The sequence below is a fragment of the Streptomyces sp. GbtcB6 genome, from assembly GCF_019091475.1.
Classification (GTDB): domain Bacteria; phylum Actinomycetota; class Actinomycetes; order Streptomycetales; family Streptomycetaceae; genus Streptomyces; species Streptomyces hyaluromycini.
In genome coordinates, this window is record NZ_JAGXJL010000003.1 from 52,011 (window position 1) to 70,751 (window position 18,741).

The 18,741-nt window shown below is 71.3% G+C and carries 14 protein-coding genes and 1 other RNA gene; 10 read left to right on the top strand and 5 right to left on the bottom strand.

Annotated elements, in window-relative coordinates; translation table 11 throughout:
- Positions 1 to 37: 37 nt before the first annotated feature.
- The 4 genes from KVT45_RS05520 to KVT45_RS05535 form a co-directional block, all read right to left on the bottom strand.
- A complete protein-coding gene (locus tag KVT45_RS05520) occupies positions 38 to 877 on the bottom strand; it encodes a carbohydrate ABC transporter permease (protein WP_217545356.1) in 840 nt (279 codons plus the stop codon).
- Entirely contained in the window at positions 874 to 2,214 is a 1,341-nt protein-coding gene (locus KVT45_RS05525; protein WP_217545357.1) for a carbohydrate ABC transporter permease, read from the bottom strand. The genes KVT45_RS05520 and KVT45_RS05525 overlap by 4 nt, the downstream gene beginning before the upstream one ends.
- Positions 2,215 to 2,228: 14 nt before the next feature.
- Positions 2,229 to 3,605 (bottom strand): ABC transporter substrate-binding protein, encoded by a 1,377-nt coding sequence (locus tag KVT45_RS05530; protein ID WP_217545358.1) that lies wholly within the window; start codon positions 3,603 to 3,605, stop codon positions 2,229 to 2,231.
- Between the two features lie 203 nt (positions 3,606 to 3,808).
- Entirely contained in the window at positions 3,809 to 7,516 is a 3,708-nt protein-coding gene (locus tag KVT45_RS05535) for an FHA domain-containing protein (protein ID WP_217545359.1), read from the bottom strand.
- A 418-nt stretch (positions 7,517 to 7,934) separates the two neighbouring features.
- Here KVT45_RS05535 and KVT45_RS05540 point away from each other — a divergent pair, with 418 nt between their 5' ends.
- From KVT45_RS05540 to KVT45_RS05555, 4 genes are all read left to right on the top strand, one after another.
- The gene (locus KVT45_RS05540; RefSeq protein ID WP_217545360.1) at positions 7,935 to 9,704 is read left to right on the top strand and encodes a serine/threonine-protein kinase; all 1,770 of its coding nucleotides are present in this window, start codon (positions 7,935 to 7,937) and stop codon (positions 9,702 to 9,704) included.
- Between the two features lie 111 nt (positions 9,705 to 9,815).
- A complete protein-coding gene (locus KVT45_RS05545; RefSeq protein ID WP_217545361.1) occupies positions 9,816 to 11,048 on the top strand; it encodes a serine/threonine-protein kinase in 1,233 nt (410 codons plus the stop codon).
- 492 nt (positions 11,049 to 11,540) lie between these two features.
- Positions 11,541 to 12,647: a peptide chain release factor 2 gene (prfB, locus tag KVT45_RS05550; protein WP_217545362.1), complete on the top strand. Its 1,107-nt coding sequence runs from the start codon at positions 11,541 to 11,543 to the stop codon at positions 12,645 to 12,647.
- Positions 12,648 to 12,948: 301 nt separating this feature from the next.
- Positions 12,949 to 13,578 carry a hypothetical protein gene (locus KVT45_RS05555; protein ID WP_217545363.1) on the top strand — a complete coding sequence of 210 codons (630 nt, stop codon included), beginning with the start codon at positions 12,949 to 12,951 and terminating at the stop codon, positions 13,576 to 13,578.
- Positions 13,579 to 13,698: 120 nt separating this feature from the next.
- Here KVT45_RS05555 and KVT45_RS05560 read toward each other — a convergent pair whose 3' ends face one another.
- Entirely contained in the window at positions 13,699 to 13,893 is a 195-nt protein-coding gene (locus tag KVT45_RS05560) for a hypothetical protein (RefSeq protein ID WP_089106595.1), read from the bottom strand.
- A 257-nt stretch (positions 13,894 to 14,150) separates the two neighbouring features.
- Here KVT45_RS05560 and ftsE point away from each other — a divergent pair, with 257 nt between their 5' ends.
- From ftsE to KVT45_RS05590, 6 genes are all read left to right on the top strand, one after another.
- Positions 14,151 to 14,840: a cell division ATP-binding protein FtsE gene (ftsE, locus tag KVT45_RS05565; RefSeq protein WP_059203505.1), complete on the top strand. Its 690-nt coding sequence runs from the start codon at positions 14,151 to 14,153 to the stop codon at positions 14,838 to 14,840.
- A 35-nt stretch (positions 14,841 to 14,875) separates the two neighbouring features.
- Positions 14,876 to 15,793, top strand: coding sequence for a permease-like cell division protein FtsX (ftsX, locus tag KVT45_RS05570; protein WP_217545364.1), 918 nt, complete (start codon positions 14,876 to 14,878; stop codon positions 15,791 to 15,793).
- 68 nt (positions 15,794 to 15,861) lie between these two features.
- A complete protein-coding gene (locus KVT45_RS05575) occupies positions 15,862 to 17,031 on the top strand; it encodes a S41 family peptidase (protein ID WP_217545365.1) in 1,170 nt (389 codons plus the stop codon).
- A gap of 111 nt (positions 17,032 to 17,142) precedes the next feature.
- Positions 17,143 to 17,685, top strand: a complete 543-nt coding sequence (gene smpB, locus KVT45_RS05580) for an SsrA-binding protein SmpB (protein ID WP_254646375.1) — start codon at positions 17,143 to 17,145, stop codon at positions 17,683 to 17,685.
- 101 nt (positions 17,686 to 17,786) lie between these two features.
- Positions 17,787 to 18,174: a transfer-messenger RNA gene (gene ssrA / locus KVT45_RS05585) on the top strand.
- Between the two features lie 152 nt (positions 18,175 to 18,326).
- On the top strand, positions 18,327 to 18,707 hold the full coding sequence (locus KVT45_RS05590; RefSeq protein ID WP_217545366.1) for a hypothetical protein: 381 nt from the start codon (positions 18,327 to 18,329) through the stop codon (positions 18,705 to 18,707).
- Positions 18,708 to 18,741: the final 34 nt, after the last annotated feature.

Genomic DNA, 18,741 nt, shown 5'->3' on the forward strand with positions numbered 1-18,741 from the left:
CGCCCCTTTCGGGAGCCCCTTGTGCGGTCTCGTGCGGTTATTTGACCGCGCCCGCCATCACCCCCGACACGAACTGCCGCTGGAACGCGAAGAACACGGCCAGCGGGATCACCATCGAGATGAACGCCCCGGGCGCGAGGACGTCGACGTTGTTGCCGAACTGGCGTACCTGGGTCTGGAGCGCGACCGTGATCGGCTGGGTGCCCGACTTGGTGAACACCAGCGCGACCAGCATGTCGTTCCACACCCACAGGAACTGGAAGATGCCCAGGCTCGCGATCGCCGGCCCGCCGAGCGGCATCACCACCCGGGTGAACACGCGCAGTTCACCGGCGCCGTCGAGACGGGCCGCCTCCAGCAGCTCCCGCGGGATCTCCGCGAAGAAGTTCCGCAGCAGGAACACCGCGAACGGCAGCCCGAAGCCGACGTGGAAGAGGATCACCCCGAAGATCGTCCCGAACAGACCGATCCTGCCGAAGAGTTCGGCGATCGGGATCAGCGCCACCTGGACCGGGACGACCAGCAGACTGACCACGGTCAGGAACCACCAGTCCCGGCCCGGGAACTCCATCCACGCGAACGCGTAACCCGCCAGCGCCCCGATGATCACGACCAGGATCGTCGCCGGGACGGTGATCAGGACCGTGTTCCAGAGGGAGTTGGTGATGTCACTGTTCTCCAGGAGCTTCTGGTAGCTGTCGAACGTCAGCTGGGACGGCTTGCCGAACACGTGCCACCAGCCGCTCGCGCTCATGTCCTCCGGCGAGCGCAGGGAGGAGGCGAGCAGCCCGATCGTCGGCACCAGCCAGAACAGGGCGACGACGATCAGGAAGACCCGGACCAGACCGCCGTTGATCTTCTCCAGCACCCAGCTCATCGCCGCTCCTCCCGCCGCAGCCGACGAATGTTGAACAGCATCACGGGGATGACCAGCAGGAGCAGGAACACCGCGATCGCGCTCGCGATGCCAGGCTGGCCCTCCGAGAAGCCCTTGCGGTACAGCTCCAGGGCGAGCACGTTCGCGTCGTCCTGCGAGGAGCCCGGCGCGATGATGTACACGAGGTCGAAGACCTTCAGCACATTGATCATCAGGGTGACGGTGACCACCGCCAGGACCGGCGCCAGGAGCGGCACGGTGACCTTGCGGAACACCTGCCACTCGGTGGCCCCGTCTACCCGCGCCGCCTCAAGGAGCTCCCGGGGCACGCCCGCGAGCCCGGCCGCGATCAGCACCATCGCGAAGCCCGCCCACATCCAGACGTACGACCCGATGATGGCCGGCGTGACGAGGGACGGGCCGAGCCAGTCGACGCCGTTGTACGGTTGCTTGAAGTTGCCGGCGGGGAGCCGGAGCCGAGCCCCGTCGGCGGCGGCGGGGAGGGTGAAGGTGCCGTCGGCGGCGGCCTTCGCCGACGCCACCACCTTGCCGTTCTTCACCGCCTCGATACGCATCCCGTCGTAGCCGAGCTCGGAAGGGTCGGGGACGCCCAGCTTGCCGACGCCCTTGCCCCGTGTGAAGTCCTGCCAGGTGGTGCCGGTGATCTTCCCCGGGTCGGGCTTCGCCGCCACGGCCCTCTTCGCGCCGTCGGGCATCTGGTCGGGGGCGACACCGACGAGGGGGAGAGCGACGGTCTGACCGGTGTGGACCGTCGTGTTGGTGATGAAGCCGCCCTGGTCCGGTTTCAGCGGTGACTCGCGGCCCAGGTGGGCGTTGGGGAACGCGGAGGACCGGGCGAAGGTGTCGTGGATGCCGACCCAGACCGCGTTGGCGACCCCCTTGTCCGGGTCCTGGTCGTAGACGAGGCGGAAGATGATCCCGGCGGCCAGCATCGAGATCGCCATCGGCATGAAGACGACCAGCTTGAACGCCGTGCCCCAGCGCACCCGTTCGGTCAGCACCGCGAAGATCAGGCCGAGGGCCGTGGAGACCGTCGGCGCGAACACCACCCAGATCACGTTGTTCTTCAGGGCGGTGCGGATGCCGTCGTCCGTGAAGATCGCCTTGTAGTTGTCGAGGCCGGCGAATCCGTCGCCGTTCGCGTTGTAGAAGCTGCGGATCAGCGAGTACCCGATCGGGTAGACCACGAGCGCGCCGAGCAGCACCAGGGCCGGGAGGAGGAAGAGAACCGCCACGGTCCTGCGGGTGCCGGTCACGCTCTTGCGGGGCTTGCGGGCGGGGGCCTTGGCGACCCCCGCCGTTGCGGGTGATGCCATCGCCGGGTCCCGGGTCAGCTTCCGCTGCCGTAGGCGGCCGCCGCGTCCTTCTCCAGCTTGGCCTGGGTGCCCGCGACGTCCGTCGGGTTCTGCAGGAAGTCCTGGAGGTCCTTCCACTCGCCCTTGCCCGGGGTGCCGCCGAACGCCTGCGGGGCCTGGTCGGACATGTCGAAGCGGAAGTCGTCACCGGACGCGATCAGCGACTTGGCGATCGTGCGCTGCACCTCGTTCGGGTACGCCGAGTTCGGCACGCTCTTGTTCGGCGAGAGGTAGCCGCCGAGCTTCGCCTGGATCGTCGCCGCGTCCGGCGAGGCCAGGAACTTCGCCAGCGCCTGGGCGCCCTTGGAGTCCTTGAAGATGACCGCCGCGTCACCGCCGGAGACCACGGGCGCGGTCGAGCCGACGGTCGGGAACGGGAACACCTTTGCGTCCGTGCCCACCTTCGCCTTGGTCTCACCGATGTTGACCTGCACGAAGTCGCCCTCGTACACCATGGCCGCCTTCGGCTGGTCGCCGCCGGTGAAGGTCTGGGTGACCGAGGCCGGGAACTCCGTCTGCAGCGCGCCGGACGCGTTCCCCGCGACGTACCCCTTCTTGCCCCAGATCTGGGCCAGCGTGGTCAGCGCCTGCTTGACGCTCGGGTCGGTCCACTTGATCTTGTGCTGGGCGAGCTGGTCGTACTTCTCCGGGCCCGCCTGGGAGAGGTAGACGTTCTCGAACCAGTCGGTCAGCGTCCAGCCGTCGGCGCCGCCGACCGAGAACGGGGTGACCCCCGAGTCGTACACCGCCTGCGCCGTCGTCAGCAGGTCCTGCCAGGTCTTGGGCTCCTTGGCGCCCGCGTTCTCGAAGACCTTGGCGTTGTACCAGACCAGCGACTTGTTGGCGGCCTTGTAGTAGACGCCGTACTGCTTGCCGTCGACCTTGCCGATGTCCTGCCAGCCCTGCGAGTAGTTCTTCTGCACTTCTGTGAGCGTGTCCGCGTCGAGCGGCTTCGCCCAGCCCTTCTGCACGGCCTGCTTGATCGCGCCGGGCTGCGGCAGCAGCGCGATGTCCGGCGGCTGGCCGCCCGCGATCTTCGACCCCAGGAAGTTGATGATCGGGTCCTGGGCGGGCACGAAGGTGACCTTCGCGCCGGTGCGCTTCTCGAACTCCGCGAGCACCTGCTTGAAGTTCTTCTGCTCCTGCCCGGTCCAGACGGCGGCCACTTCGAGGGTGGTGCCGTCGAGCTTCGGCAGGGTGAGGGTGCTGGTCTCGGTGGCGCCGGTGCTGTTGTCGCCGTCGGATTTCTTGTCGTTGCTTCCGCACGCGGTGAGCGCGAGGGATCCCGCGAGCAGTGCGGCGAGTGTGGCGAGGGCCCTGTGTGTCCGGATGGTGTTGCTCATGACGCGCATCACTTCCCCGTTCGTCGTTCCTCGTTGAACGTCAGAACTCTGTCCCGTGCGCTCCGGTGTACGCGGGGGCCGCTTGCGCGGCAAGGGGGCCGACTGGGGAGGGCCGGGGATCGTGATCGCGTCGTGATGGGTGACGGGCGGCCCCGTCCTCAAACTCCCCCAGAGGGGGGTAGCCCCAGACGGGCTGAGAGGGGTGCCCTCACTCACAGAAGTGAAGGAACCTCAGCCGCGGAAACCTCCTTCGCCGCCCTCTCCACCGCGCTCGCCAGCAGGGCCAGGTCCGTCGGGCCGTTGCCCAGCTCGCGTACCGGGCGGCGGGTCGGGGGGTCGCCCATGCGGTGCCAGTCGAGGGGGACCACCGTGGGGCGCTGGGTCGCCGTGCGGGGGATACGGCCCGTGACGCGGCCCGTCTGGAACGCCGTGGTCCGGCCGTCCGGTGTGGTCAGGCGGCCGCGGCCCGGCGCCGGTTCGTCGGGGCCGCCGGCCGGTGTGTCCAGGGTGATGCGCAGGGTGGCCTGCCGGGCCGGTTCCGTCTCCGCCGTACGGCCGCCCGTGCCGGCCGCCGCGACCAGGTGCACGCCGAGCCGGTCGCCCTCCTTCGCCACCGCCTCCAGCGCCCGCATCACGGAACCCGCGGCCGGCCGGCCCGGTGAACCGAGGGCGGGGGAGACCAGGGCGTCCAGGTCGTCGACCACGACCACGAGACGGGGGAGCGGGGGCGGCGCCTCCGTACGCCCGCGGGCCGCGGCCCCGGCCGACGGGCGCAGGCGGATCGTCGAACTCGGCGGGGCCTCTATGTCGGCGGCGCCCGAGGCGGCGGGGCGGGCGCGCTGCGGGACGATACGGCCGGAGATCTCCCGCTGCGCGTGCCAGTCGGTGAAGTCGGAGCGGCCCAGCAGCTCGGCCCGCCGCTTCAGCTCGGCGCTCAGCGACTGGGCCAACTCCCGCATCCGCACCGGGTCGTTGGCGGTGAGATGGGTCGTGACATGCGGTATGTCCGTACAGACCCGAAGGCCCTCGCCGTGCCCGGCACCCGTGCCGACGCCGTCGCGGCCGTCGATCAGGACGATCCCGAGCCGGTCGGGGCGCTCGGCGGCGGCCAGCGAGGCGACCGTCGCCCGCAGCAGCTCCGTACGGCCGCTGCCGGGTGGGCCCTCGATCAGCAGATGCGGTCCGTCGGCCACCAGGTCGGCGGTGAGCGGGCCGCGCGGTCCGGCGCCGAGCACCGCCCGGGCCCGGCCGCCCAGCGACTCGGTGTCGTCGGCAGCGTCCGCCCAACGGGCCATCAGGGACGCCGGGGTGGCCCTCGCCAGCCCCAACTCGTCCAGCAGACGGGCGGACTGGGGGAGCGGGGCGGCCATGCGCGTGTGCCGGTCGCCGCCCGGGCCGTCGGGGCGCAGCGGGGCCAGCGCCCTCGCGAACCGCTCGGCCCAGGCGGGGGAGACCGCGTCCACCGCGGCCAGGGTGCCGGGGCCGACCGGGCCGGCGTGACCGGCGTGACCGGCGGAGACTCGCATGAGGTGCAGCGCCGTCGCCACGTCCCCGCTGAGCAGGGCAACCGCCCCGCACTCCCGGAACGTCGGCGTCACCGCGCACGCCTCCTCGTAGGTCCGGGCGACCGGGGAGGTGGACGAGGTGGGGGCCGTCTCCGCGAGGCAGATCACGTGCACTCCGGCACGGGGGCCGGCCACGGTCAGCCGCGCCACCGCCTCGCGCAGCGCGGAGCCGCCGGGATCGCCGTCCACGACGACGACCGTGTACGGCCCCGGGAAGCCGCCCCTGCCGTCGTCGGCGCCGAGGTCGTCGCGCGCCCAGGAGGGGCGGTGGGCCGCTTCGGCGGGCGGGGTGTCCGCTGCCGTACGGGCGGGTGCGGGTGCCTGCGCGGGGACCGGTGCCGGGCGGTCGGACGGGGTGGCCGGCCTTCGGGGGGCGGACAGCTCCTCCGTCCGCCGCAGCAGTTCCTCCACGCGGGTCGCGGCCTGTTCGCGGTCGTAGGCGAGCAGCAGGCGGCAGTCCTGGCCGTGCCCCGGGCGGACGTGCGGGAGCCAGCCGAGCCAGGACCACTCGGCCGTGCGCTCCTCCAGGGGGCGGGCCCGGTCCGCGCTGATCAGCACGATCTCCAGCAGGTCGGGCGAGTGCAGTGCGGCGAGCTGGGCCAGGACCGCGCGGGCGAGGCCGGCCAGGCGGGTGCGCGGGCCGGCCAGGCCGAGGGCGCCGGCCTCGCGTAGATCGGCGGTGACCGGGACGGCGGGGAGCAGGCCCGAGCCGTCGGGTGCCGAGCGGTCCGCCGTGCCCAGCCGGACGGTGAGCGTCTCCGGGTGGCCGGGGCCGCGCTCCCAGAGGCGGGGGCCGGGGCCGAGCGCGGTCAGCAGCAGGGCGGCGGGGTCGGGCCAGGTCTCGGGCTGGGCGGGAACACCGACGGACGCGACGCCGCCGTCCTGCGCCGCGGTCTCGTCGTCGGCGGCCGACGGGGGCTCGCCGCGCCCACCGGCCAGCCGCCGCGCCCAGGCGCCGAGCCCGCCGCGCCTGCGGGCACCGGGCAGGGCGGGGGCGTCGGTACCGCGGAGGGGGGTGCCCTTGCGCCTGCCGGAGGGGGCGGGGGAGTCGGTGGGGGAGTCGGCGAGGGTGCTGTCGTCGGAGAAGGCGGGGGCCGCAGGTCGGGTCTCGCCGGAACCGCTGGTGCTTCCGGTGCCTCCGGAGGAGCTCGGGCCGCCGAGGGCTCCGGATCGGCCGGCGTGCGTGTCGCCCGAGCTGTGCTTGACGGCGGAGCCGTGCGCGGCTTCTGAGCCGTGGGAGGGGATGGGGCGGTGGGAGGGGCCGGATCCGGGTGCGGCGGCGGAACCGCCGCGCGGGCCCGGCAGCGTGCCGTGATCGCCGGCCGACGGGTATCCGTGGCGGTCGCCGTCGTCCCCGTGCTCGGCCGACGGGAACCCGCCCGGGTGCCCGCCGTACCCGGCCGACGGGCCGGTTTCCCGCCCGGTCCGCCCGGTCCGCTCGGTCCGTGGCGTTCCGTCTCCGCGGCCGGCCGCCGGCAGCCCGCCCCGGCTCTCGATCCTCGGCGCGTCCCCCTGTGCCGGTACGACCGGTGGCTCCACCGGGCCGTGCTCCTGGCCCCCGGCCGCGCCGCCCGCGGCTCCCCAGCCCGCGGTGCCGTAGGCGTGATGGGTACGGCCCGCCGGAGCGGCCGTACCGCTCTCGGGGTCGGCCGAACCGCCGTCGTCGGCCCCCTCGCCCCCCGTCAGCACCCGCACGCACCCCTCCCCGTCGGGTGTCGTGCCCACCCGGGCCCCCGGTCCACCGGACGGCGTAAGCCGCAGGGCCGACTCCCCGATGCGCAGGAGCGAGCCCGGGGTGAGGCGGACCGGGTGGTCGGTGACGCGGGTGCCGTCCAGGGCGGTGCCGTTGGTGGAGTTCAGGTCGGCGACCGAGACCCGGCCGTCCGCGGCGACCGTGACCGCGCAGTGCAGCCGGGAGACGTCCGGGTCGTCGAGCGGGACGTCGGCGTCGGCGGAGCGGCCGATGGTGATCTGGCCGCCGTGCAGGAGGTGGACCCCGCCCGCGTCCGGGCCGGCGATCACGTGCAGCTGGGTCGGGGCGTCGTCCAGCTCGGGGTGCGGCTCGGGGGCCGCGGGCGCGCCCAGGGACAGCACCGCGCCGTCGACCAGCGGGGGCTCGCCCAGGATGCGGCGGCGGGCGTCCAGCCGCTCCACCCCGGCGTACAGCACGACCGGGGCACCGCTCGGCTCACGGCCGCCCAGGCTGCCGTCCCCGGTGACCGCCGAGGCCAGCCCCGACGCCACCGCGGCCAGGTCCGTGCCCGCCGGCGCCGTCACCAGCACGTCGCGGCTCACGGCCCGGCCCCGCTGCGCGGCAGGGCCCAGCGGGTCTACGACGGTCAGCCGGATCTGCATCGCCGTCAGCGGTCCCTTCTGCGCGGGCGCGGAATTCCCCCCACCGCCACGAGCACGTCGGCCAGTTCTGCTGTCAAACGCATCCTCGCACCTGCCACTGACAACGCGCCCACGCCCCGATGGCAAGTGATCTTGATTGGTCAGCTCTGCCCCCAAAAGTGCCTGACCAATACCGTGCGGGCGATCACTTGAGATCGGTCACGTCCGAGCCCGGCAACCGGCGGACCGAAGCAAGCGTCTTTCCATCGAACGCACGCCGGAACGGCAACGTATGGGGATACGTCGGGACGCTTATCGCCTCCCTACCGGGGAGGGGGAAAGCACAGCCGGACGACAGCCCGGTCCCAGGCACCACGGCACTACAGTGGTTCGGACACATGGGTCGGAGACATTCAGCAAGCAGCAGGGAGTGCATGACGTGCGGCCGGTAGGCAGCAAGTACCTCCTGGAGGAGCCGCTGGGACGCGGCGCCACCGGTACCGTCTGGCGTGCCCGCCAGCGGGAGACCGCGGGCGCCGAGGCAGCCGTGCCCGGACAGCCCGGCGAGACCGTCGCGATCAAGGTGCTCAAGGAAGAGCTCGCGAACGACCCCGACATCGTGATGCGCTTCCTGCGGGAGCGCTCCGTCCTGCTCCGGCTCACCCACCCGAACATCGTCCGGGTCCGCGACCTGGTCGTCGAGGGTGATCTGCTGGCCCTGGTCATGGACCTCGTCGACGGCCCCGACCTGCACCGCTACCTGCGTGAGAACGGCCCCTTCACGCCCGTCGCCGCAGCCCTGCTCACCGCCCAGGTCGCCGACGCGCTCGCCGCCAGCCACGCCGACGGCGTCGTGCACCGCGACCTGAAGCCCGCCAACGTGCTGCTCCAGCAGTACAACGGCCAGATGCACCCGCTGCTGACCGACTTCGGCATCGCCCGGCTCGCCGACTCCCCGGGCCTGACCCGCACCCAGGAGTTCGTCGGCACGCCCGCGTACATCGCCCCGGAGTCCGCCGAGGGCCGCCCGCAGACCTCCGCGGTCGACATCTACGGCGCCGGCATCCTGCTGTACGAGCTGGTCACCGGCCGTCCGCCGTTCTCCGGCGGCAGCGCCCTGGAAGTCCTCCACCAGCACCTCAGCGCCGAGCCCCGCCGCCCCTCGACCGTCCCCGACCCGCTGTGGACGGTCATAGAGCGCTGCCTGCGCAAGAACCCCGACGAACGCCCCAGCGCCGAGAACCTCGCGCGCGGCCTGCGGGTCGTCGCCGAGGGCGTCGGCGTGCACGCGAACTCCGCACAGATCGCGGCGGCCGAGGGCGTCGGCGCGCTGCTCGCCCCCGACCCGGCGCCGGCCGCCGTAACGGGCGCGGCCGACCCGACCCAGGTGCTGCCGAACACGGGCGCGCCGCTGGGGGCGTACGACCCGAACGCCGCGACCAGCGTCCTGCCGCACACCGGCGGGCCGGTGCCGTTCGGCGCCGCCGACCCGACCGCCGTGCTGCCGAACACCGGCGCGGCCGACCCGACGGCCGTGCTGCCGCCGATGCCCCAGGGCCAGCCGGGCCAGCCCGGCCAGCAGCAGCCGGAACAGCCGCACCCCTGGCAGACCCAGCTCCGCGCGGCCCGCGACCGCAACGAGCAGACCCAGGTCCAGTACCTCGACCCGGGCGAGGACCCGCTGCGCCGCCGCCCGCAGCGGCAGGTGGCCCGGCCGCAGCAGCAGCCGCCGCGCCAGGCCCCGCAGCAGCAGCCGGTACGCCGGCCGCAGCCGCGAGGCCAGGGCCAGCCGGGCGGACAGGGCGGGTACGGGCAGCAGCCCGCCGGATACGGCCAGCAGCCGCCGGCCGGCTACGGGCCGCAGCAGCCCGCCGGGTACGGCGGAGGCCGGCCGCAGCAGCAGTACGCCCCGCCGCAGCAGCCGCAGCAGCCCCAGCAGCGCTACGCGCCCCCCGCCGAGCCGCAGCAGCGGGCCCCGCGCGAGCCGCGGCAGCGCAGCGCCAACCCGATGAAGATCCCCGGGCTCGGCTGCCTCAAGGGCTGCCTGTTCCTGGTCGTCATCCTCTTCGTCGCGGGCTGGCTGATCTGGGACCTGACCCCGGTGCACACGTGGGTGGGGCAGGGCCAGGGCTACTGGAGTCAGCTGAAGGACTGGGCGAAGTCGGTCGGCAGCTTCATCGGCGACCTGGGCAACGGCTCCGGGAACTGACCGCGACTCTGGGGATTTGTCGACACCTGGCGGGTGATTTCCGCCTCCGTGGTGAAGGTTGGGTCATCGGACGCGTACTTTTGTCGGCAACACGCGTCTGTAGGAGCAGTCTTGGCACGGAAGATCGGCAGCCGGTACACCGCCAACCAGATCCTGGGGCGGGGCAGCGCCGGCACGGTGTGGCTGGGCGAGGGGCCGGAGGGGCCCGTCGCCATCAAGCTGCTGCGCGAGGATCTCGCGTCCGACGAGGAGCTGGTGGGTCGCTTCGTGCAGGAGCGCACGGCACTGCTGGGCCTTGAGCACCCCCATGTGGTGTCCGTCCGTGACCTCGTCGTCGACGGCAACGACCTCGCCCTCGTCATGGACCTGGTCCGGGGCACGGATCTGCGGACCCGCCTGGACCGGGAGCGGCGCCTCGCGCCCGAGGCGGCCGTCGCGATCGTCGCGGACGTCGCGGACGGGCTGGCGGCGGCGCATGCGGCCAGCGTCGTGCACCGGGACGTCAAGCCGGAGAACGTCCTCCTGGACATGCAGGGCCCGCTCGGCCCCGGCGGCTCCCACCCGGCGCTGCTGACCGACTTCGGTGTCGCGAAGCTCATCGACTCCCCGAAGCGGACCCGCGCCACGAAGATCATCGGTACGCCGGACTACCTGGCCCCGGAGATCGTCGAGGGCCTGCCGCCCCGCGCCTCGGTGGACATCTACGCGCTCGCGACGGTCCTGTACGAGCTTCTCGCGGGCTTCACCCCCTTCGGCGGCGGCCATCCCGGAGCGGTGCTGCGCCGGCATGTGACCGAGAGCGTCGTGCCGCTCCCCGGCATCCCCGAGGAGCTCTGGCAGCTGCTCGTGCAGTGCCTGGCGAAGGCGCCGGCGTCCCGGCTGCGGGCGTCAGAGCTGGCCGCGCGGCTGCGGGAGCAGCTGCCGATGCTGGCGGGGATGCCGCCGCTGGACGTCGACGAGCCGGAGACGGAGGCGCCGGAGGAGTCCGAGGAGCCGGCCGGCACCGCTCCGGCCGCGGAGGAGCAGCGGGTACGGCGCCGGGGGGCCGTCTCCCTGGTGCCGGGCGCGAAGCCGGACTCCAACCGGGACACGCATACGTCGATGCGGGTGCCGGGCCCCGACGAGCTGGCGGGCGGCGCCCGGGGCACGGCGCGGGCGCCGAGGGCGTCGGGGGCGCCGCGGCCGGGGTCGGCGCGGCATCGCGTGGCGGCTCGGCGACGCAGGGTGACGTTCACGGTGGCGGGGGTGGTGGTGGCCGCGGTGGTGGGCGTCGGTGCATGGCTGGCGTCGTCCGGCGACGACTCGGCTCCGCCGCAGGAGACACACAGCACGTCGACGCCGTGACCGTATTGGCCGACCCGTTGCCCCCCCACCCACCCGACTCAGTAGGCCACAGAGTCACCGCCACGGGGCTCCGCCCCGGACCCCGGCGGAGGTTCGGATCTCGTCGGAGGGCTGACGTCCACTCGACTCGGTGGGCGGCAGGGCCACTGCCACGGGGCTCCGCCCCGGACCCCGATGGGGGGCTTGGTGGCCGCCCGATTCGGGTGGGCGGCAGGGCCACTGCCACGGGGCTCCGCCCCGGACCCCGATGGGGGCTTGGCGGCCGCCCGGCTCGGTAGGCCACAAGCCCACCGCCACGGGGCTTCGCCCCAGATCCCGATGGGGGTTTTGGCGTCTGCCCGGCTCGGTGGGTGGCAGGGGCACTGCCACGGGGCTCCGCCCCGGAACCCGGTGAGGGACCTGGCGCCCTCCTGACTCGGCCCCTCGCGGAGCTGAGCGCGTGGGCGATGCCCGTCGGCCATCCTCGCTTGGCGGAGCCGTTACGCTGGAGGCGTGGCAGTCGTCGATGTATCCGAAGAGCTCAAGTCCCTCTCCTCGACCATGGAGTCGATCGAGGCCGTTCTGGACCTCGACAAGCTGAGGGCAGACGTCGCCGTGCTCGAGGAGCAGGCGGCCGCGCCGTCCCTGTGGGACAACCCGGACGAGGCGCAGAAGATCACCAGCAAGCTGAGCCACCTGCAGGCCGAGGTCAGGAAGGCCGAGGGGCTGCGCGGGCGGATCGACGATCTTTCCGTGCTCTTCGAGATGGCCGAGGAGGAGGACGACCCGGACACCCGCGCCGAGGCCGAGTCCGAGCTCACCGCCGTCAAGAAGGCGCTGGACGAGATGGAGGTCCGGACGCTGCTGAGCGGTGAGTACGACGCCCGTGAGGCGCTCGTGAACATCCGCGCGGAGGCCGGCGGTGTCGACGCCGCCGACTTCGCCGAGAAGCTGCAGCGCATGTACCTGCGCTGGGCCGAGCAGCACGGATACAAGACCGAGCTCATCGAGACGTCGTACGCCGAAGAGGCCGGCATCAAGTCGACCACCTTCGCCGTGCAGGTGCCGTACGCCTACGGGACCCTCTCCGTGGAGCAGGGCACGCACCGGCTCGTCCGGATCTCGCCCTATGACAACCAGGGACGTCGGCAGACCTCCTTCGCCGGGGTCGAGGTGCTCCCCGTGGTCGAGCAGACCGACCACATCGAGATCGACGAGTCCGAGCTGCGGGTCGACGTGTACCGGTCCTCCGGGCCCGGCGGCCAGGGCGTCAACACCACCGACTCCGCGGTGCGCCTCACCCACCTCCCCACCGGCATCGTCGTCTCCTGCCAGAACGAGCGCTCGCAGATCCAGAACAAGGCGACCGCGATGAACGTCCTCCAGGCCAAGCTCCTCGAGCGACGCCGCCAGGAGGAGCAGGCCAGGATGGACGCCCTCAAGGGCGACGGCGGCAACTCCTGGGGCAACCAGATGCGGTCGTACGTCCTGCACCCGTACCAGATGGTCAAGGACCTGCGGACCGAGTACGAAGTGGGCAACCCCGAGGCCGTGTTCAACGGCGAGATCGACGGGTTCCTGGAGGCCGGAATTCGCTGGCGCAAGCAGCAGGAGAAGTAACTTTGTCGACTCGCCCACGGTGAGTCGAACTCCTTGGAACTGCCGCCCTGGTGGCGGCAGTTCTCGTTTGTCTGGGTTTTACGTCACACTCACATGCTTCAGGTCCCGGCATTGGGTGCGCAATTGGACATCACGCCCGCAACGGCCTTGACGTTGCTTTGAAAAATGGGAAGGGTGAAGCGTGGCATGCGTATCTCTGGGGCGCATGTGAACCGGGGGGCTTGCGCATCCGTAGCTTTCCCCGTCGATCACAGCCCCAGCGCCGCCATCCTGACGTTCAGCTACTGGGGGTAGCAACCAGATGACCAAGAAGACGCGGATCCGGGTCGCGCGGATAGCCGCCGGCGCCGTGATCGCCGCCGGCGCCTCGCTGACCGCGGCCGGCGCGGCCTCCGCCCTCTCCATCGGCGTCGAGGCCGACGAGACCGGCGTACACGTGAACGCCGACCTCGACGGCACCCAGACGCCCGACCCGGGCGACACCGGAATCCCGACCGGCCCGGCCACCAGCGAGCCGCCGACGAGCGAGCCGCCGACGAGCGAGCCGCCGAGCAGCGAGCCGCCCTCCGAGTCGAGCGCGCCCTCGGACGAGCCCACTCAGCCGACCGACGAGCCCACCGAGCCGACGGACGAGCCGACCACCGACAACCCGACCGACGGCAGCGGCACGGGCAGCGGCGACAGCGGCAGCGGCAACAACACCGGCACCGACGGCAACTCGGGCACCTCCGCGCAGGAGGAGGGCACCTCCGCCCTCACCGACACCGGCTCGTCGAACACCCAGGCCCAGGGCGGCGGCGACCAGCTCGCCGAGACCGGTGCCGCGCAGACGGCCTTCCTCATCGTCGGCGCCGCCACGATGATCGCCGGCGGTATCGGCTTCCGCATCCTGCCGCGCCTCATGAGCGGCCGCGGCGGCGCTGCCGCCTGACGGTAACCGGCCGTTCACGCAGCGCATGCGCATCGTACGGCGAAGGGCCCCGAGCAGCAGCTCGGGGCCCTTCGGTCGCTCTGTGCGAGCTTCGTGTCCAAGCGTCGCGTGTGAGCTTCGTTACGCGGTCTGGTGCGCCGCCAGCAGCGCCACCGCGGCGATCAGCACCGCCAGCAGCCCGATCAGCGCCATCGGGTTCAGACCGCCGAGAAAACTCTCCTGCTGAAGACGCTCGCGGTTGGCACGGCACACGGGGCACCGGCCTTCGCTCACGGGCGCCGCGCAGTTCGCGCACACCAACCGGTCGTACGTCATGCGCTCGCCCTCCTTGCACCGGCCATCGCTTACACAACGCTCTGCGGAACGAGAACGTTCCCCTCCCACTGTGCCAGGTTCCCCCGGAAAGAGCGCGGCCGTCCGTAGACCTCGCCCAGGCGCTCCCGGGCACTCGGAAGAGACTGCCCCGGAACAAAACCGCACAAGCCTCACCCAACCGTGACCGGCGCCTGCGCTTCCTCACCCGACTCGCGTATGGTCACGCTCATCTACCCCCGGCGACCCGTGGTGCATCCGTGATCCGATTCGACAATGTCTCCAAGGTCTACCCCAAGCAGACCCACCCCGCACTCAGGGATGTCTCCCTGGAAGTGGAGAAGGGTGAGTTCGTCTTCCTCGTGGGGTCCTCCGGCTCCGGAAAGTCGACCTTCCTGCGGCTGATCCTCCGCGAGGAGCGGTGCAGCCATGGTCAGGTGCACGTCCTCGGCAAGGACCTCGCCCGTCTCTCCAACTGGAAGGTGCCGCAGATGCGCCGCCAGCTCGGGACGGTCTTCCAGGACTTCCGTCTGCTGCCCAACAAGACGGTCGCCGAGAACGTGGCCTTCGCCCAGGAGGTCATCGGCAAGTCCAAGGGCGAGATCCGCAAGTCCGTGCCCCAGGTGCTCGACCTCGTCGGGCTCGGCGGCAAGGAGGACCGCAGGCCCGGTGAGCTCTCCGGTGGTGAGCAGCAGCGTGTGGCCATCGCGCGCGCCTTCGTGAACCGGCCCAAGCTGCTGATCGCGGACGAGCCCACGGGCAACCTCGACCCGCAGACCTCGGTCGGCATCATGAAGCTCCTCGACCGCATCAACCGCACCGGCACCACCGTGGTGATGGCCACCCACGACCAGAACATCGTGGACCAGATGCGCAAGCGCGTCATCGAGCTGGAGAAGGGCCGCCTCGTCCGGGACCAGGCCCGAGGCGTCTACGGCTACCAGCACTGACCGCGACCGTCCACGGAAAGGCATAACCCGACGCCATGCGCGCCTCGTTCGTAATGTCGGAGATCGGAGTCGGTCTCCGCCGCAATCTGACGATGACCTTCGCGGTCGTCGTCTCGGTCGCCCTGTCCCTGGCGCTCTTCGGTGGCTCGCTTCTGATGAGCGACCAGGTCAACACCATGAAGGGCTACTGGTACGACAAGGTCAACGTCTCGATCTTCCTCTGCAACAAGAGCGACGCCGAGTCGGACCCCAACTGCGCCAAGGGCGCGGTGACCGACGACCAGAAGAAGCAGATCCAGGCCGACCTGGGCAAGATGTCGGTGGTCGAGAAGGTCACCTACGAGTCGCAGGACGAGGCCTACAAGCACTACAAGCAGCAGTTCGGCGACTCGCCGCTGGCCGACTCCCTCACGCCGGACCAGATGCAGGAGTCGTACCGGATCAAGCTCAAGGACCCGGAGAAGTACCAGGTCGTCGCGACGGCCTTCGACGGCCGTGACGGGGTCCAGTCGGTCCAGGACCAGAAGGGCATCCTCGACAACCTCTTCGGCCTGCTCAACGGCATGAACTGGGCGGCCCGCATGGTCATGGCCCTGATGCTGGTGGTCGCCCTGATGCTGATCGTCAACACGGTGCGCGTCTCCGCGTTCAGCCGTCGGCGGGAGACCGGCATCATGCGCCTGGTCGGCGCCTCCGGCTTCTACATCCAGGCCCCGTTCATCGCGGAGGCCGCCGTCGCCGGCCTGATCGGCGGCACGGTCGCCTGCGGATTCCTGGTGATCGCCCGGTACTTCATCATCGACCACGGCCTGGACCTGTCCCACAAGCTGAATTTGATCAACTTCATCGGCTGGGACGCGGTGTTGACCAAGCTCCCCCTCATCCTCGCAACGAGCCTCCTGATGCCCGCGCTTGCCGCGTTCTTCGCGCTGCGCAAGTACCTGAAGGTGTGACGCATGCCAAGAGGGCCGTACGGGCAACCGCCCGTGCGGCCCTCTTGCCTTGTCCTAGACTCACCGGCATGTCAGGCCGAGAGCTGTTCTGTCAGCCCCGCCGGGTTCGCCGGGGGGCGGCTCTGACGTTGGTGTTCGCAGGGCTGTTGGTAACCGGGGCGGCCACCGGGGCGTTTCCCGATCCCGGGCAGTCCGACCGGAAGACGCCCACCGGAGCCGCCCGTCCGGCCGCCGGGCACGAGGACGTCGCGAAGGCCGCCGCCGAGGCCATGGCCGACGGCGAGTCCCCCATGGAGGCGGCGGAACGCGCCGTCAGCCGCAGCGGGGACCGGTGGGCGGCGGTCTACTCCGAGGGCGAGTACCAGGAGTTCGAGGAAGCGCTCGACGGCCAGTACACCGGGGTCGGACTGTGGGCCCGGCGCCGGCAGGACGGGCGGATCGAGGTGAGCAAGGTGCAGGCCGGGTCGCCCGCGGCCGAGGCGGGCGTCAGGAAGGGCGACCGGCTGCGCAGCATCGACGGAGAGGACGTCGACGGGCGGCCCGTCACCGACGTCGTCTCATTACTGCGCGGTGACGCCACCGACGCCCGCGCCGGTACGACCGTCACCCTCGGCCTCCAGCGCGGCACGCGCGCGTGGAGCGAGACAGTGCGCAGGGCGCTGCTGTCCACCGACTCGGTGGCCGTGCGCAAGCTGGCCGCAGGCATCACCGTCATCAGGATCTCCGCCTTCACCAAGGGCTCCGGGGAACTCGTGCGCACCGCCGTACAGCAGGCACCGGCCGACGCCGGGATCATCCTCGACCTGCGCGGCAACTCCGGCGGCCTGGTCAGCGAGGCCGTCACCGCCGCCTCCGCCTTCCTCGACGGCGGCCTGGTGGCCACCTACGACGTCGACGGCGCCCAGCGCTCCCTGCACGCCGACCCCGGCGGCGACACCGCGAGACCCCTGGTCGCGCTCGTCGACGGCGGCACGATGAGCGCGGCCGAGATGCTCACCGGCGCTCTCCAGGACCGCGGCCGCGCGGTCGTCCTCGGCTCCCGCACCTTCGGCAAGGGCTCCATCCAGATGCCGACCCGCCTCCCCGACGGCTCGGTCGCCGAGCTCACCGTCGGCCACTACCGCACCCCCTCCGGTCACACCGTCGACGGCCGGGGCATCACGCCCGACCTGGAGGTGTCCTCCGGGGCGCTGGAGCGGGCGGAGACGGTCCTGAGCGGCCTCGGGGATCCGTCGTAGCCCGGTCGCAGCTCGTCGCGGACCTTGCGGACCCTGCGGAAACCCGCTGCTAATCCGCTTCCCCCGCACCCCCTCCGTAGTGCGAAAATGGACAGCACTATGGCCAAGGGAATGTACGTACCGAAAGAGTCCCAGCAGAAGCAGCAGGGGACGGCCGCCAAAGCCCGGGACGGCGAGAAGGGCGGCAAGCGCAAGATCGTCGCGCAGAACAAGAAGGCGCGGCACGACTACGCGATCATCGACACCTACGAGGCCGGCATCGTCCTGTCCGGCACCGAGGTGAAGTCGCTGCGTCAGGGCCGCACCTCGCTGACCGACGGCTTCGTGCAGATCGACGGGAACGAGGCGTGGCTGCACAACGCCCACATCCCCGAGTACAGCCAGGGCACCTGGACCAACCACTCGGTGCGCCGCAAGCGCAAGCTGCTGCTGCACCGGGAGGAGATCGACAAGCTGGAGACGAAGTCCCAGGAGACGGGTCACACGATCGTGCCCCTCGCCATCTACTTCAAGGACGGCCGGGCCAAGGCGGAGATCGCGCTCGCCCGGGGCAAGAAGGAGTACGACAAGCGGCAGACCCTGCGCGAGCAGCAGGACCGCCGGGAGTCGGACCGGGCGATCTCGGCGGCGAAACGGAAGCAGCGCGGCCAGTAGGGCGAAGGTGCGGGGAATACGGTGGCATCGGCGTGCGTTGGTCGCGTACGATGGCACCAACACCAGGGGAAACCCGGGTGTGCGCATTGAAAAATCAACATGGGGATGATCGGTTTCGACAGCGGATGTTGAAACAGGGGAAGCGTGTCGAGAAAGCGGCAATGATCTCGTTAACCATATGTCGCAACCAATAATCGCCAATTCCAAGAGCGATTCCCGCGCCTTCGCCCTCGCTGCCTAATAAGCAGTGAGTGAAGGCCCTTAACGGGTGTCAGCCCGGGGATGTTCCCGACCCGGACCCTGGCATAATCTAGGGGACTAAACCATCGAGCCCGGTCACGGGGTTCGATGGGAAATCAAACAGTGACTGGGCCCGTCGGCGACTTGTTCGCGAGATCACCGGGGCCGAGAAAATCACAGCGAACTGCACACGGAGAAGCCCTGTTTTTGCACCGTTGGACGCGGGTTCGATTCCCGCCATCTCCACAGTCTCCATGTTGCGAGGGCCCGGTGGTCTTGGACCACCGGGCCCTCGTCGTGTTTGCGGGGCCGCCGGGCGACTAGGTGAAGATTGATCCCAGCCGGTCAAATCTTCGAGCCGGGGCCCCCGTCCGCCCTCCGCACGAAGAACGGGATGTGCTTTGCGTTCCAGACCTACCCCGCCGCATCCGCTCGACCTCACGGTCGAGGGCGAGTACCAGTACGGTCCGCTGCGCTCCGACGGCTTCGGGGACTTCTTCCCCGACGACCCTGCCGCCGGGCTGGCCCTGTCCGACGGCCTCGTCGCCGATCTGTACACCTGGGCGAAGGCCATCGACACCACTCTGAACCTGTATCTGCGGGACCGGGACGAGGCCAAGTACGAGGACGAGTGGCAGCGGCTGTTCCACGAGGGCGCGGAACTGACGAAACGAGTCGCCCATGAGTCCGGCCCCGCCCGAAGAGTGACCTACAAGGGCGTGGCACACGGCGGCCTGAGCACACTGACGTCGATCACCTGGCAAGGGGACCGACAACTGTAGCCACTGGCCGAACCCGGCCGTCGGAGCGGAACAA

Excerpts from the sequence above, each read along its gene's own strand:
- KVT45_RS05530 (WP_217545358.1), bottom strand. The coding sequence starts at position 3,605 with ATGCGCGTCATGAGCAACACCATCCGGACACACAGGGCCCTCGCCACA.
- smpB (WP_254646375.1), top strand. The coding sequence starts at position 17,143 with ATGTACGTACCGAAAGAGTCCCAGCAGAAGCAGCAGGGGACGGCCGCC.
- KVT45_RS05575 (WP_217545365.1), top strand. The coding sequence starts at position 15,862 with ATGTCAGGCCGAGAGCTGTTCTGTCAGCCCCGCCGGGTTCGCCGGGGG.
- KVT45_RS05560 (WP_089106595.1), bottom strand. The coding sequence starts at position 13,893 with ATGACGTACGACCGGTTGGTGTGCGCGAACTGCGCGGCGCCCGTGAGC.
- KVT45_RS05555 (WP_217545363.1), top strand. The coding sequence starts at position 12,949 with ATGACCAAGAAGACGCGGATCCGGGTCGCGCGGATAGCCGCCGGCGCC.
- KVT45_RS05520 (WP_217545356.1), bottom strand. The coding sequence starts at position 877 with ATGAGCTGGGTGCTGGAGAAGATCAACGGCGGTCTGGTCCGGGTCTTC.
- KVT45_RS05525 (WP_217545357.1), bottom strand. The coding sequence starts at position 2,214 with ATGGCATCACCCGCAACGGCGGGGGTCGCCAAGGCCCCCGCCCGCAAG.
- KVT45_RS05535 (WP_217545359.1), bottom strand. The coding sequence starts at position 7,516 with ATGCAGATCCGGCTGACCGTCGTAGACCCGCTGGGCCCTGCCGCGCAG.
- ftsX (WP_217545364.1), top strand. The coding sequence starts at position 14,876 with ATGCGCGCCTCGTTCGTAATGTCGGAGATCGGAGTCGGTCTCCGCCGC.